Source organism: Thermosynechococcus sp. M3746_W2019_013, from assembly GCF_015296045.1.
Lineage (GTDB): Bacteria > Cyanobacteriota > Cyanobacteriia > Thermosynechococcales > Thermosynechococcaceae > Thermosynechococcus.
The window spans coordinates 1-14,594 of sequence record NZ_DVDW01000010.1 but is presented as its reverse complement, the minus strand read 5'-3'; the positions used below and the strand labels follow the sequence as shown (position 1 = coordinate 14,594).

13 protein-coding genes are annotated in these 14,594 nt (G+C 53.7%); 9 read left to right on the top strand and 4 right to left on the bottom strand.

The window, feature by feature from the left end:
* Positions 1-741: DUF928 domain-containing protein (locus tag IGQ16_RS01475; protein WP_297059976.1), on the bottom strand; the 741-nt coding region annotated here is incomplete at its 3' end.
* 371 nt (positions 742-1,112) lie between these two features.
* Between IGQ16_RS01475 and IGQ16_RS01470 the strand changes: the two genes are divergently transcribed.
* The 7 genes from IGQ16_RS01470 (at position 1,113) to IGQ16_RS01440 (ending at position 9,011) form a co-directional block, all read left to right on the top strand.
* Entirely contained in the window at positions 1,113-2,792 is a 1,680-nt protein-coding gene (locus IGQ16_RS01470) for an alpha/beta hydrolase (protein WP_297059974.1), read from the top strand.
* 14 nt (positions 2,793-2,806) lie between these two features.
* The gene (locus IGQ16_RS01465) at positions 2,807-4,288 is read left to right on the top strand and encodes a cobyric acid synthase (protein WP_024124764.1); all 1,482 of its coding nucleotides are present in this window, start codon (positions 2,807-2,809) and stop codon (positions 4,286-4,288) included.
* A gap of 96 nt (positions 4,289-4,384) precedes the next feature.
* Positions 4,385-4,738 (top strand): hypothetical protein, encoded by a 354-nt coding sequence (locus IGQ16_RS01460; RefSeq protein WP_024124763.1) that lies wholly within the window; start codon positions 4,385-4,387, stop codon positions 4,736-4,738.
* A gap of 58 nt (positions 4,739-4,796) precedes the next feature.
* Complete coding sequence (gene trpD, locus IGQ16_RS01455; protein ID WP_024124762.1) at positions 4,797-5,816, top strand: anthranilate phosphoribosyltransferase; 1,020 nt, start codon at positions 4,797-4,799, stop codon at positions 5,814-5,816.
* Positions 5,806-6,681 carry a carboxylating nicotinate-nucleotide diphosphorylase gene (gene nadC, locus IGQ16_RS01450; RefSeq protein WP_297059972.1) on the top strand — a complete coding sequence of 292 codons (876 nt, stop codon included), beginning with the start codon at positions 5,806-5,808 and terminating at the stop codon, positions 6,679-6,681. Before trpD ends, nadC begins: the two co-directional genes overlap by 11 nt.
* An 8-nt stretch (positions 6,682-6,689) precedes the next feature.
* The gene (locus IGQ16_RS01445; protein ID WP_297059970.1) at positions 6,690-8,357 is read left to right on the top strand and encodes an iron ABC transporter permease; all 1,668 of its coding nucleotides are present in this window, start codon (positions 6,690-6,692) and stop codon (positions 8,355-8,357) included.
* 72 nt (positions 8,358-8,429) lie between these two features.
* Complete coding sequence (locus tag IGQ16_RS01440) at positions 8,430-9,011, top strand: DUF1997 domain-containing protein (RefSeq protein ID WP_024124759.1); 582 nt, start codon at positions 8,430-8,432, stop codon at positions 9,009-9,011.
* A gap of 12 nt (positions 9,012-9,023) precedes the next feature.
* Here IGQ16_RS01440 and IGQ16_RS01435 read toward each other — a convergent pair whose 3' ends face one another.
* Together IGQ16_RS01435 and IGQ16_RS01430 are read right to left on the bottom strand one after the other, a co-directional pair.
* Entirely contained in the window at positions 9,024-10,169 is a 1,146-nt protein-coding gene (locus IGQ16_RS01435) for a gamma-glutamyl-phosphate reductase (RefSeq protein WP_024124758.1), read from the bottom strand.
* A 43-nt stretch (positions 10,170-10,212) separates the two neighbouring features.
* Complete coding sequence (locus tag IGQ16_RS01430; RefSeq protein ID WP_297059967.1) at positions 10,213-10,632, bottom strand: hypothetical protein; 420 nt, start codon at positions 10,630-10,632, stop codon at positions 10,213-10,215.
* 203 nt (positions 10,633-10,835) lie between these two features.
* On the opposite strand from IGQ16_RS01430, the gene IGQ16_RS01425 reads away from it, so the two are divergent.
* The gene (locus tag IGQ16_RS01425; protein WP_297059965.1) at positions 10,836-11,738 is read left to right on the top strand and encodes a polyphosphate kinase 2 family protein; all 903 of its coding nucleotides are present in this window, start codon (positions 10,836-10,838) and stop codon (positions 11,736-11,738) included.
* On the opposite strand, the gene radC is transcribed toward IGQ16_RS01425, so the two are convergent.
* Positions 11,735-12,484 (bottom strand): DNA repair protein RadC, encoded by a 750-nt coding sequence (radC, locus tag IGQ16_RS01420; protein WP_024124755.1) that lies wholly within the window; start codon positions 12,482-12,484, stop codon positions 11,735-11,737. The genes IGQ16_RS01425 and radC overlap by 4 nt on opposite strands.
* A 477-nt stretch (positions 12,485-12,961) precedes the next feature.
* Between radC and IGQ16_RS01415 the strand changes: the two genes are divergently transcribed.
* Positions 12,962-14,536: an iron uptake porin gene (locus IGQ16_RS01415; RefSeq protein ID WP_041429593.1), complete on the top strand. Its 1,575-nt coding sequence runs from the start codon at positions 12,962-12,964 to the stop codon at positions 14,534-14,536.
* Positions 14,537-14,594: the final 58 nt, after the last annotated feature.

Genomic DNA, 14,594 nt, shown 5'->3' with positions numbered 1-14,594 from the left:
ATTGCCTCGGCTACGTTGGGCGATCGCCAGGTTACTCAGCCGATTGAGACCGACGGCCTCGCTGGTCATTAACTCTCTCCAAAGAGTGTTAACCTTGATGTCATTGGGCCGCTCCTGCCGCAGTTTTACCAACGCATCGAGGGCATCATACCAAAGGCCATGGCTAGCCAATAGATCGTACCGTTGCAGGGGTTTGGCTTTGAGGAGTTGTTTTTCCAATGTTGCGGGTAGAGCGACCCGTTGTACCCAGCCTTCCGCAAAGCGTATCTGGGAGGGATCGGGGTCATTGGGGTTACAGATCAGAGTCACCGTCCAGCGGTAGTCTACCCCCTCCTGTAGGGGCGGCACCTCACCTGGCAAGGTCATACTGTCTAGGCGGGGACGATTGGCTATCGGAAACTGTTGCTTGTAAATTGGCACCTGCCTGCCATCGGCAAGGCTCTGAAAGAGGGCAAACTCGAGAGCTTGGTAATTATTGGCGGGTAAATACCAGTAAAACGGGGGGCGATTCATTGCCGTCAAGCCAATATTACTCGCAGGCACCAGGGTTGTTAGATCAGGTTCGTCTGCTGCGGTTTGCACTTTACAGACGCCGCGTGTGGCCGCCCCCTCACGATTCCCCGGACGGGATAGGTTGCGGGGGGGTGTAAATCCTGCCCAACTCAGACCTGCATTGAGGATGAGTACGGCCAAGCTCCAAGGAACGAAATATCGCAGTGACGTAAAAATAGGTCGTTTCATAGGTCAATATCCTTACTGAAAAACGGTAGCGGCAGGTGTCAGGGGGTCTTCTCGTTCATCTTTGGTCATTTCCCTACCTGCTCCACTACTACCATAGGAGTTTGGTGGGGGCTGCGGGGTGATAGCACCAACGAGGGGGTGATGATGTCCATCACCTACGGATATTGCGCTGGCTCACAACCTCAGTAGTCCCTAGGACGAGGACAGCACCTTAGCAGTTCCAAAGTGATGGGGAGACGATTGCAGCAGCCGGCATACTAGCAAAGAGCTGTATCTATACTGGAAAGTGCCTATAGATTTTTTTATTGAGCGCTGTTCCCACTATTTATCTCAGTTTTTTTTGATTGAGTGGCATTGCGTGACTCCTCGCTGTGAATAACCTCTCCCTTAAGTGGTTTCTATTGCCCCCTCTCACTGTCGTGGTGGGTCTCAGCCTCTTTTGGGTGCGATCAGGGGGGGTGTCGGCAACGGCAGCAGAGCGAATTATTTTTCGCTATGGCCCCTTCGAGCGATCGCTCCCCATTGCTGATTTAGAATACTTTGCTACCACTGGCCAAGCCTCTCCAAAACTGATTAGCTATTTACGGTTATTGCCCCCTGTGCACCGGCAGCAATTACGATTGGCCTTACAAGAACGACTGCGATTGTCCCCCGTGGCTGTTGCTCAACTGTTGTACTCCCCCCTAGGTCAAGAATTCATGGTGCAAGCGGGGCGGATTCTCCAAACCCAAAGCCGTCAAGAAAATGCCCTTGCACTGCGAGCGGCGCTGATTCTCGCTGCCACTGATCCCCATGGTCTCACCGTGTTGAGTGTGATGCGCCACTACCCCTCCCCCAGTATTCGCTTTGACCTCAAGGAAGGCCTCGCGATTCTCAAAAATTTCCAGCACACCATCCACAAAACAGAGATAATTCTGAATGTTGTCCGTCAACAGGCGATCGCAAATCAGACAGAAGCTATCCCTGCAAGTGTGCAATCACTGCTTCAACCGGGCCCTTGGCGGTGGCTAGAGATGCCTTGGACAGCGGTAGATGAATCGCCTCAGCGGTTGCAGTTAACGGGACATTCCCGCCCCATTGCAGCGGATCTCTATCTACCCATCGTTCCTGTGAGACAGCGGGTTCCAGTGGTCATTGTTTCCCATGGACTGGGGGCAACCCGCTACAGCTATCGCTATCTGTGTCAGCATCTGGCTTCCCATGGGTTTGCGGTGATTGCCCTTGAGCATGTTGGTAGCTCAGCCCGTCAGGTCATGTCCTTTCCCATGGCCTATGTTAGTCCAAGGATGGCGGCTCAAGAATTTCTGGATCGCCCCCTCGATGTCACGTTTGTCCTCAATCGTTTGGCGGCATTTCCTGAGCAACTCTACCCTTGGGCAGGGCAGCTCAACTTGGAGCGGGTGGCAGTAATTGGTCAGTCCTTTGGGGGCTACACCGCTCTGGCCCTGGCAGGGGCACGATTGGATTTTCAACAACTACGGCGACACTGTACAAGAACTGTCCTTCACTCCTTCAATGTGTCACTGCTGCTCCAATGCCAAGCGCAAGCATTACCCCCAAAGGTTTATGCCCTAGAGGATGCCCGGGTGCAAGCGGTAATTGCTGTTAACCCGATTACCAGTGCTCTTTTTAGTCCTGAATCTTTGGGGCACTTAAAGGCTGCTGTGATGTTGGTTGCAGCCAGTAACGATACGATCGCCCCCCCTGTGGAGGAGCAAATTTATCCCTTTACGTGGCTAACAGGGCGCGATCGCTACTTGGTGTTGATGGACAATGCGACCCATTTTTCGACAATTGGTGAGACCAGTCCCAATGAACCCGTGCTGCCTGTACCAAAGGTGCTTGTGGGGGCCACACCCCTGCGATCGCGCGCCTATCTCCGAGGATTGAGCTTGGCCTTTTTACGCTTGCACCTCTTGGGGGATGAACAGGCGCGGCAGTGGCTGACACCAGCAGCAGCAATGGCGCTGAGTTCACCCACCCATGGCCTGAACCTCACCCAATCTCTAGCCCCAGAACTGTTGGAAAAGGTACCGCAGGCAGTGAAGTAATGATGAACTCGACCATGAAGGCTAAATCCCTGATGGTAGTGGGAACCACGTCCCATGCGGGTAAATCCCTCCTCGCAGCCGTGATTTGTCGTTGGCTGGCTCAGCAGGGCTACCGTGTCACTCCCTTTAAGGGACAAAATATGGCCTTGAATGCCTACGTCACCCGTGACGGCGGCGAAATTGGCTATGCCCAAGCAATGCAGGCCTGGGCGGCAGGGATAGAACCCGAAGTCGCAATGAACCCAATTCTCCTCAAGCCCCAAGGCAACATGACCTCCCAAGTGATCCTCAGGGGGCAGGTGGCGGGTGTTACCCAAGCGGCCGACTACTATCGGGACTATTTTGAGCGGGGTTGGCAGGCAATTACAGAGGCCCTGGCAGATCTCCAGCAGCGGTTTGACTGGATTGTGTGTGAGGGCGCAGGGTCACCAGCGGAAATTAATCTCAAGCATCGCGATCTCACGAATATGCGGGTGGCCACTTATCTTGGGGCACCGACCCTGCTTGTGGCCGATATTGATCGCGGTGGTGTGTTTGCCCACATTGTCGGGACATTGATGCTCCTGGAACCCGCTGAGCGGGCGTTGATTCAGGGGATCGTGATTAATAAATTTCGCGGCCAGCGATCGCTCCTTGACAGTGGCTTGCAATGGCTAGAGGAGACCACGGGGGTACCAGTTTTAGGGGTGATTCCATGGCTCGAGCGCCACTACGCTGCCGAAGATTCCCTTGATCTTTGGAATCCCCGTCCACAACGCCAGGGGGCAGACCTGAAAATTACGGTGATTCGACTACCGCGTATTGCCAACTTTACCGATATGGATCCTCTGCTGGCAGAACCCAGTGTTGCTGTTGAGTTTTTGCCCCCCCATCGTCCCCTAGGGCAACCCGATGCCGTGATCTTGCCGGGGACGAAAACGACCATTGCTGATCTTCAGGTCCTGCGGGAAACGGGGATGGCAGAGCAACTCAAAACCTACGCTGCCCAAGGGGGAACGATTCTGGGCATTTGCGGCGGTTGGCAGATGTTGGGTACCACCATCAGCGATCCCCTAGGCCTAGAGGGATGCCCCGGCACCTATGCAGGATTGGGCCTCATGCCGCTGCACACCCAATTGGGGGCAACCAAATGTACCCAGCAACAACAAACCCAATCGCTGCATTTCAACTGTCCTGAGCCGATCCTGGGCTATGAAATTCACCAAGGCCAAAGTGAATACACCGGTGATCTCCAAGGTTGGCAACCCCTTTTTGCCGCCCCAGAACTGGGGCTTGTGAACAGAGCGGGCACACTTTGGGGCACGTATCTCCATGGGCTATTGGAAAACGGTGCTTGGCGTCGCCATTGGCTCAATGGGTTGCGATCGCGCCGGCAACTGCCCCCCCTGCCCACAGCCGTTCCCCACTATGCCGAGCAACGGACTATTGCACTGGAGGAATTGACAAAAACCATCATGGCTCACCTGAACCTAGAGGGCATTTGTAAATTATGTTGATGTAAAAATTTCAAATTGTTAGCAATTGTCATCCCTTGCAAATGACTCCCCTAGACTAAGGAACGATGTGCTGATAATAGGGAGTGCAAAAGAACAATGACAGTGGCTGCTTCTTGGTCAGTGGGAATCTTAATTGTTTCGGCGATCGCCGCCCTGAGTGGCTTAAGCTGGCTCTTGTACGCGGCTTATCAAGAGGAAAAACAATTTCCCCTGCGGGAGTATTCCCCCCAAGAGGCCTACGGTGAAACCCTTTGGCGCATGATCTTTGTCTATTGGCTCGTCTATTGTGGTGCCCAGGGTCTGCAAATCGCTGTACCATTAGAAGGTACGGATTTGGGTCAAATGTGCAAAATCACTGCACTCTTGGCCTTTTTGCTTACCGCCTCTTCGCTGCTTTGCTTACCGATGCACTATTGGCAGGCACGTCAGCGCCAGCAACAACTTAATTAAGTCTAATTGAGTCTAACTAAGTCTAAATTCAGCCTCGATTCTCTTCCTGCAAGGTTCAATGTGGTCTGACCTGCTCCAACAACTCCTTGATCGCCAAGCCCTAACCCAAGAGCAGGCGGCTCAGTTAATGCAAGGATGGCTGGCAGAAGAAATTCCCGATGCCCTCTCCGGTGCCATTGTTACGGCATTACAGCTCAAGGGACTAACGGTTGAGGAACTGACGGGGATGGCCAATGTATTGTTGGCTCAATCCGCAGGTGCGCCGCTGAATTTAGCCGAACCCCTCATTGATACCTGCGGCACCGGGGGCGATCGCGCGGGTACCTTTAATATCTCCACAGCAGTGGCCTTTGTCGTGGCGGCAGCGGGGGTCAAAGTGGCCAAGCATGGCAATCGTTCAGTCTCTAGTCGGGTGGGTTCCGCCGATGTCCTTGAGACTCTTGGGGTCAACCTTGCCCACAGTGATCCCGCCTTTTTACTCAAGGAAGTGGGGATCACGTTCCTCTTTGCCCCCGGTTGGCATCCAGCCATGAAGGCCGTCGCTCCCCTGCGGCGTACCCTGAAAATTCGCACGGTCTTTAACCTCCTTGGCCCTTTGGTGAATCCGCTCTATCCCACAGGACAAGTGATTGGGGTTTTTAGCGATCGCTATCTGGAAGCGATGGCCGGTGCCCTGCAACGTCTCGGCCGCCAACGGGGCATTGTCCTCTATGGCCGTGAAGGGGTGGATGAGGCTACCCTTGGCAATATGACCGATCTAGTGATGTTTAGCAGCCCTGAGGAGTCGCTGCGCCAAGAAGTTCTTGATCCTCAAGCTTTGGGGCTCGCCAGTGCACCCCTGAAGGATCTTGCTGGGGGAAATGTCCAGACCAATGCCGAAATTCTCACCCACGTTCTTCAGGGAAAGGGCACAAGTGCCCAGCAGAATGTGGTAGCGCTCAATGCGGCCTTAGCCCTCTATGTGGCCGCAGCGGTGCAGGATTGGTGGGAAGGGGTCGATCGGGCAAAAGCGATTCTGGCCAGTGGCGCGGCCTGGGACAAGTTACAGGCATTGGTGACGCTCTCCAATGAATCCTAGGGTGTCTGCCTATTTACCGCCGTGGTCTATCTTGGATCCCCTCTTGGATCAATGGTTGCAGGAGGACATTGGTCGGGGCGATCGCACCACCCAAGCCTTGCATCTCCAGGATCGCCAAGGAAAAGCCTATATCCGTCTCAAAAGTCAGGGGGTCATTGCCGGTCTGCCCATTGTGGAGCGAGTTTTCCAACGCCTGACCACAGCGGTAGTGTTCACCTACGAGCAGGCCGAGGGCGCAATTTGTGAGGAGCCGACCATTGTTGCCCGGATTGCGGCTCCCCTAGAAACATTACTCCTGGGTGAACGGCTCGCCCTCAATTGCTTGATGCGCCTCAGTGGCATTGCCACTCTCACCCATACCTACGTCCAAGCAATTGCTGATTTGCCGACCCAACTGGTGGATACCCGCAAAACAACGCCCGGACTGCGCCTGCTAGAAAAATATGCAGTGGCTGTGGGGGGCGGTGTGAACCATCGCTTTGGCCTTGACGATGCAATCCTGATTAAGGACAACCACATTGTGGCGGCCGGGGGCATCACAGCTGCGGTTGAAAAAGTTCGCCAAGCCAGTCCCTTTCCCTTGACCATTGAGGTGGAAACCGAAACCCTTGAGCAGGTGCGCCAAGCCCTTCTCCTTGGCGTAGATGTCATCATGCTCGACAATATGCCGATTCCAGAGATGACCCAAGCAGTGGCGATGATCCGCGCTGCAGCCCCCCACATTAAAATTGAGGCCTCTGGTAATATCACCCTAGACACTTTGCGACCGGTGGCCTTGACGGGGGTGGACTACATTTCTACGAGTGCCATGATTACGCGATCCCCCTGGCTAGATTTTAGTTTGACGATTTTTGAGTCTTTTTGAGAAAGTGAGTGCCTGTTTTTGGAGGTCGTGCCGTGCTTAAGTCCCTCAGCCTACCGCGGTGGGTGCGACTGAAACCTTGGGAGTTACTGGTGGGGCTGATTGCCCTTGTGGTTGCCGTGCCCATTCTCGTCATTCTCAGCAAAGTCTTTGTTAATACGGGTAACACTTGGCAGCATTTGGCCACAACCGTTTTGCCCGCCTACCTGTTGAACTCCCTCTGGTTGATGTTGGGCGTGGGGATAGGCGTTGTGGTCATTGGTGTCAGTACGGCATGGTTGGTTACCAACTGTCAATTTTGGGGCGTGCGCTGGTGGCAATGGCTGCTGTTGACCCCTTTGGCGGCTCCCGCCTATGTCTTGGCCTACACCTATACGGAATTTTTTGCCTTTGAAGGTCCGATTCAGACATGGCTACGGGAACTAACGGGCTGGGGTTACGGTGACTATTGGTTTCCCAATATCCGCTCCCTTGGTGGGGCGATCGCCCTGCTCACCCTGGTTCTTTATCCCTATGTTTTTCTCTTGGCGCGAGTGGCGTTTTTGGAGCAGGCCACCTGTAGCTTAGAGGCCAGTCGCTCCCTTGGCTGTGGGCCCTGGCGTAGTTTTTGGACAGTGGCATTGCCCCTTGCTCGGCCGGCGATCGCTGCGGGTACGAGCCTTGCCCTCATGGAAACCCTCAATGATTTTGGTACCGTGCAGTACTTTGGTGTCGATACCTTCACCGTAGGAATTTACCGCACCTGGTTTGGCATGGGCGATCCCGTGGCCGCGGCCCAGTTGGCCTCAGTTCTGGTGGTCATTGTTTTTGCCCTCCTGCTCCTAGAAAAGTGGTCGCGGGGCAAGGCACGTTATTACAGGCGGGGCAGCGATCGCCCCATTCCCTATGGGCTCAAGGGATGGCGAGCGGCTCTGGCTTGGCTAGTCTGTGCCCTCCCGGTGTTCTTTGGCCTCCTGCTCCCCGGCGGGTTGCTGCTCTACTTGGCCATCAGCTACCAGCAATTACAACTCAGCCGTGAATTTTTAGAACATGCCAGCCACAGCCTCATTTTGGCGACGCTCTCGGCACTACTGGCGGTGGGTATTGCCCTGCTGCTGGCCTATGGGCGACGTCTGCTGCCAACGGTTTGGGTGCGCTGGGGAACACAGATGGCTGCCATGGGCTATGCCATTCCGGGGACAGTGATTGCTGTGGGGATTCTCATGCCCTTGGGGGGGCTAGACAACGTCATTAATGATGTCACTGAGCACCTGTGGGGGGTGGAAGTGGGCTTGATTCTCAGTGGCACGATTACAGCACTGATCTATGCCTACTTGGTACGCTTTTTGGCGGTTTCCTTAGGCAGTGTGGAGGCTAGCTTGGTGAAAATTCGCCCTTCTCTCGATGAGGTGGCGCGGACCCTGGGGCGATCCCCTTGGAATATTCTGCGCACGATTCACTTGCCGCTGATGGTGCCCGGCCTTTTTACCGCCGCCCTGATGGTCTTTGTGGATGTGATGAAGGAATTGCCGGCAACATTGGTAATTCGGCCCTTTAACTTTGATACCCTAGCAATACAGGTTTACCGCTTTGCCTCTGATGAGCGACTTCCTGAGGCAGCCCTAAGTGCTTTGGCCCTGGTGATCGTGGGTCTCATTCCGGTCCTTTGGCTGGGACGGCAAACCCGCTGGACTGACTAGGGGGTTCGGTTTACCCTTTACCTATTTCCTTAATAATTCGTTACATTAAAAACAACGTTTGCTAGGTGTGCTATGTACTTACAATTTAAGGCCAGCCAATCTGTCCGCCTCAGTATTGAAACACCCACGGCTCCCTTACAGCACTACCTGCGTCAACCCCGGCGGCTTGTCTATGCCCTAACTGATCCAACCCGAGTGGAATTTTTGGGAAGCGATCGCTTTCGCCTGAAGATGCGCCCCTTAAACTTTCTCATGGTCAGCTTGCAGCCCACCGTAGATTTAGTGGTTCATGCCAATAGTGACGGCTCTTTACAATTGCGCTCCCTCGGCTGTGAAATTCGCGGTGTGGACTACATCAATCGCCGCTTTCACCTAGCCCTCGCAGGCTACTTGTCTCCCCAAGCCACGGCCAACGGTACGGATTTAATCGGTCTTGCTGACTTGCAGGTGGGCGTAGATATTCCGCCTCCCTTGGATCTGACGCCGCGGCCAATTCTCGAAGCCACCGGCAATGGCTTACTCAAGAGCGTTCTCCTAACAATTAAACAGCGCCTCAGTCAGCAGCTTGTGGCCGATTATCAACGCTGGCTCACGGAAGTGGAAACCAACGGCAGTAGGGATTGGCTGACACCTTTCCCCGTGAGTTCTACCTAAGGTTTTGATTGTCTAGAGATAGACCTGCTTCGTACTGAGTAGTTGAGCAAGGCCAAAGAGTCCCCGCTGAAAACCCTTTGCAGCAGCACCAATGGCCAGCGCATCCAAGCGCTCTAATTGGGGGGGCCGATTGACAAATACAAGGGGCGTTTGCACCTGCTGATAAAAGGCGCGGCAGTCTTCGTAACTGCTGGCTATAATCCCACTGGCGGCGCTGCCATACTGGTGAATCCAATTCACGGCGGCGATGAGATCTTCTTCGTAGTGCCACGCCAAGCGTTGATCCAGGTAGGGGAGCGGCCACTCACTGGCGTCCACAAGGGGAATTTCGGGATAGGTGCGGTGTAAGTGCTCATCGACCCCTTGTTTGTAGCCTGCTTGGGTGAGTTCATTGATCACAAATGCAAGATGGGAGGGGTTGACATTACCGAGCACAATCACCTTTTCAATAGCAAGGGCGCGATCGGGATTGGCTTGGTGGCTGTGCTGAATACAGTTGAGGACACTCTCTGGTGACACTGAACCATCCCAAACGAGATAGGTATTACCAAGGGAAAGAGAGACCAAGGGACAGCGAGCAGCAGCCCGTTGCTCCGCAACAAAGCGGGAGCGGCCATAGACAAGGGCTAAATCAACAGCAGTGGGATCCCCCAGCCAACTGGCCGGACTAAGGGAGAGGGTTTGAATAGTGGTTTTCGGTAGACTGGTTTTGCTCAATGCGGCCTCGATGAGAGTCGCGATCGCCCCAGCGGTATAGTGACTACTTTCACCACTCCAGAGCACAAGGGCATTTCCTGTTTTGAGTGCCATGCCCGCCAGCATCAAGCTCAAAGTGGGTAGCCCTTCATAGACTAAGGCCACCACCCCTAGGGGAACGGCATACTGAAACCCCTCGGGGCGCGTCGGCAATGGTTGTTGCCATGGATCTGCCGCATGGTAGAGATGCTCTAGCCAGTGGCGAATACGCTGCAGGCGCTCATGGGTCAGCCGCAGCCAACCAAGCACAATCTGAGACACTGCTAGATCGCGGCTGGATTCGAGATCGAGAGTATTTTGCTCCAACAGGAGAGGTTCTGCTGTTGCCAACTCCTCAATGAGGTGCCTAAGGGCTTCCTGACGGAGGGCATAGCTAGCTTGACTGAGGTGGGTACTGGCCACCCGCGCCCTCCTCAGTGGCTCAGGCAACATGGCCGCAGCGCATTCAATGACGGGAGAGGGCAATCCAGACTAGAAATGCTGGCGTGAGTGCAATCAGCAGGGAGGCAATCACCCATAGCAACCCTTCAGTCTTTAAGGACAATTGTAGAAGTAAGGGTAGCCAGAGGAGAATAGGCATCAATAAAAAGAAGCTCAGACCGATGGCGAAATACCAGTAGCTTTCTGAGAAGCCCCGCTGCAACTGATTCCACTGCAAGCCCGTCCAATACCACGCCCGTTTGTAGGGATAGGTGGTTGCCAACTGCTCAATGGAATAGCCATCGGGACGCACAACAAAAATTTGCTGACAGCGCCGACAGCCAAACGCTTCTGTGAGGGCAATCGGCACCAACTCCCCCTGGCGGCGACAGGGGCAGGGGTAACTGGCATCCAGATCCAGTTTGTGAGGTTTAATCGGAGCCACCGTGGCTGTCCAAAACGCAAACGACAGGAAATGATTCGATGGAGGGCGATCGCTCGCCTACTGATACAGCATACAAACAGAATTCTGTTTTGCCCCTGCCTTATACAATTTGTTAAAGATAGCCGGCAAGGTGGAATCTTTTGATTTTTCTGCAATGGGATAATGTAGGCTAGGATACACTTCTGCTGTATCTCCCCTTGATCATGATTCCTCAAGATTTTCTCGACCCAATTAACCCCGATCGCTATATTGTTCGCGCGGGGGGGAAATTTCACTGGAAGGACTATGATCCTGCGGACACCGCTGGCCTCAAAAGCAAAGTCGAAGCCCAAGAACTCCTTGTTGCTGGCATCAAGAAGCTAGCGGCCTACCAAGATGTTCTCTATGCCCAGAATATCTATGCGCTGCTGATTATTTTCCAAGCGATGGATGCAGCGGGCAAAGACAGCACGATCAAACACGTCATGAGTGGCATTAACCCCCAAGGCTGCCGCGTCTATAGCTTTAAGGCACCCAGTGCCGAGGAGTTGGATCATGACTTTTTGTGGCGAGCGAATCGTGCCTTGCCCGAGCGAGGCTGTATTGGTATTTTTAATCGCTCCTATTACGAAGAAGTCCTTGTGGTGCGCGTACACCCCGATTTGCTCAATCGCCAGCAACTGCCTCCCGAAACCAAGACCAAGCACATCTGGAAAGAGCGCTTTGAGGATATTAATAACTACGAACGTTACTTAACACGCAATGGCATTCTCATCCTCAAGTTTTTCCTGAATATCTCCAAAGCAGAGCAAAAGAAACGCTTTTTGGAGCGTATTAGCCGTCCGGAAAAGAACTGGAAATTTTCCATTGATGACGTGCGCGATCGCGCCCACTGGGAGGACTATCGAGCAGCCTATGCCGATGTCTTTCGCCACACTAGTACCAAATGGGCACCCTGGCACATTATTCCCGCCAATCACAAGTGGTTTGCGCGGCTGATGGTGGCTCACTTTATTTATCAAAAATTGGCGAGTCTGAACCTACATTACCCAATTGTCAGTGAGGCCCACAAAGAGCAACTCCTAGAGGCAAAAGCGCTGCTGGAAAATGAACCGGATGAGGATTAGGCACTGCCCTCCCCTTGGGGCACCTCTTGCCAGAGGGAGGTCATCTCCCGCAGACTTTGGTAATCCCCATTCCCGAGAATCAAATGGTCAAGCACTGGAATTTCCATGAGCTGTCCCGCTCGTAGAATTTGTTTTGTCAAGTCCAGATCTGCTTGACTGGGAGAGAGATTGCCGGAGGGATGGTTGTGGGCAATAATTAGGCGGCTAGCATTGCGGCGCACGGCTTCCCGAAAAATTTCGCGGGGATGGGCAAGGGTTTCGGTGGCCGTGCCCACTGTAATCACATGGGATCCCAACACGCGATGGCGCACATCCAGCAGGAGAACCGCAAACCGTTCCGTGGGTTGCCACATGAGATCAGCACCAAGGACAGCAGCGGCCAGGGCAGGACTGTCAATGATGGTTTGCTCTCCGGGTCGCGACTGAAAGACCCGCTTCCCCAGTTCGACGGCGGCTAGGATCGTGGTGGCTTTGGCGGGGCCAACCCCAGGAATCGCCATTAATTCCTCTGGGGTAATGTCCCGCAAGGCGCTGACAGCATCAGCACTGTCACCGCTGCGCTCCCCCAACTGTTTGAGAATAAACTGCCCCAAGCCGACGGCTGAAAGCTTGCCTGCCCCTTGACCGGTTCCCAGTAAAATCGCCAACAATTCTGCCGAACTCAGGTAGCGGGCACCTTGGCTGAGCAGCTTTTCACGGGGGCGATCGCCGACGGGCAGATCAGCAACACGCAGCGAGTAGGACATCACAGCAGTGACTTACGGGACTACTAAAGAGCATATCAAGCTTACAGTAGCGTTGGGGCTGTATAGAATTCGCAGAAATTAGTTGACTTTTATTTGCAATTAGTTCAAGATAAACAAAGTAAAGAAACCGTTTTCCTCTGTTCAGCCTCAATGAGCTTATTGCGAATCTACTCCTGGCTTTTTCTAGGGGGCAGATGATGGTTGTCCCTTCAAAATTTCGGCGGGCGATCGCCCGATTGCCCTTGGAAATTTTATAAATAGAGGCTTGCAGGTACTTTGATCATTATTAAGGAGTGAATGATGGCGAGATCGATCCTGATCTGGCTGGGGTTAGTTTTGGCTCCCGCCTGGGGAATGTCAGCAACACTAGCTGCGAATCAATTGCAAGATGTATCCCATAGGGGTGATAGGAGCGCCTCTGAATTTTTTGACTATAAATTGCAACAAGCAACTCATGCAGTAAAATCACCCTTTCAAGTGGCACAAGTGCCAGCAGTAGCGGACTTAGAGGCGCAGGCTCCGCGACTTCCTGCCCCCGACCAGTCTTTGGAAAGGCAGCGGACAATGCCCCAAGTGACCTCGGTCAATCAACTTTCGGATGTCAGCCCCACCGATTGGGCCTATCAAGCCTTGGCGTCACTGGTAGAGAAATACGGCTGTATTGCCGGCTATCCCGATGGCACTTTCCGGGGTAATCGGGCAGCCACCCGTTATGAAATGGCTGCGGCTTTGAACGCCTGCTTGGACGTGATCAGCGATCGCTTTGCCACCAAGGAAGACCTCGCCACCCTGCGGCGCCTGATGGATGAGTTCAAGGCTGAATTGGCGACCCTGCGCGGTCGGGTAGATAGGCTAGAGGCTCGCACTGCTCAGTTGGAAGCACGGCAATTTGCAACCGCAACGAAACTTCGTGCTTCGGTCATCTTCAATGTCTCGGATGTCCTCACGGGCACCCGGGCCTTGCCGGCTCCCGGACGGGGACCGACCATTGACGACAATACCGTTGCCACCTACCGCGCTCGGCTAAACTTTGACACCAGCTTCTATGGCAAAGATGTCCTGCGGGTGCGCCTTCAGGCCGCCAATATGCCTAACTACAATGCGGTTACACTCACCAATATGGCGCGTCTTGGCTACGATACCAACACTGCTGGCCAATTTGCCATTGATGACCTCTATTACCGCACCCCTCTGACCAATCGCCTATTCCTTGCCTTTGACGCAGCCGCGGGGAACTTTGATAAGAATGTCTTCACTTTTAACCCCCTTTTGCAGTCCGATGAAACGGGAGCCATTAGCCGTTTCGGTCGCTTTAACCCCCTCTATCGCTTTGGCGGTGGCAACAGCGCCGGTCTAACCCTGCGTTACACACTCCTTGAAAATAAACAGCGGGGGACAAACCTCGTCCTGAATCTTGGTTATCAAGCACCCAATGCCAACAATCCCACCCCGAATGCCCCGAATACCAATGGTTTGATTGGGGGAGCCTACGCAGCTCTGGCTCAATTAGATTGGCGTCCCACAAAAAACTTAGCCCTAGGATTTACCTATGTGCGCTCCTTTGGTACTGGGGTTGCCGGCGGCACAGGAAGCAATGGTTTTCCTGGATCTGCTGATAACCCCATTGGTAATAATGCCAATGCAGCAGCCGATAACTTTGGCTTTCAGTTTACCTATCGCCTGATTCCAAAGTTCAATATTGCTGGCTGGGTGGGCTATTCCAATGTCTATCAAGTGCAAAACTTTGCACCACCACGACCAGAAGCAGAGGTTTTGAACTGGGCAGCCACCTTTGGAGTACCGGACGTCTGGCGCAAGGGCGATGTTCTTGGTTTGATTGTCGGTCAACCCCCCCAAACCATTAGCGTTCGGAATGTAGGCGGTGCCCCCCCTGCAACTTTTAACTCTTACCATATTGAGGGAGTGTACCGCATTCCTATTTCACGGAATATTTCAATCACGCCGGGGGTCATTGCTTTGGTCAACCCCAACAGCAACAGTAACAATGCCCCAATCGTCCTCGGCGTAATCCGGACAACCTTTAGCTTCTAGTACTTTGATATTTTCCCTGTCCAACGGGGCAGGGTTTTACTTTAATCTTTAGAGAAAT

Coding starts and splice junctions, on each gene's coding strand:
- nadC (WP_297059972.1), top strand. CDS start 5,806: ATGAATCCTAGGGTGTCTGCCTATTTACCGCCGTGGTCTATCTTGGAT.
- IGQ16_RS01465 (WP_024124764.1), top strand. CDS start 2,807: ATGAAGGCTAAATCCCTGATGGTAGTGGGAACCACGTCCCATGCGGGT.
- IGQ16_RS01425 (WP_297059965.1), top strand. CDS start 10,836: ATGATTCCTCAAGATTTTCTCGACCCAATTAACCCCGATCGCTATATT.
- IGQ16_RS01460 (WP_024124763.1), top strand. CDS start 4,385: ATGACAGTGGCTGCTTCTTGGTCAGTGGGAATCTTAATTGTTTCGGCG.
- trpD (WP_024124762.1), top strand. CDS start 4,797: ATGTGGTCTGACCTGCTCCAACAACTCCTTGATCGCCAAGCCCTAACC.
- IGQ16_RS01440 (WP_024124759.1), top strand. CDS start 8,430: ATGTACTTACAATTTAAGGCCAGCCAATCTGTCCGCCTCAGTATTGAA.
- radC (WP_024124755.1), bottom strand. CDS start 12,484: ATGTCCTACTCGCTGCGTGTTGCTGATCTGCCCGTCGGCGATCGCCCC.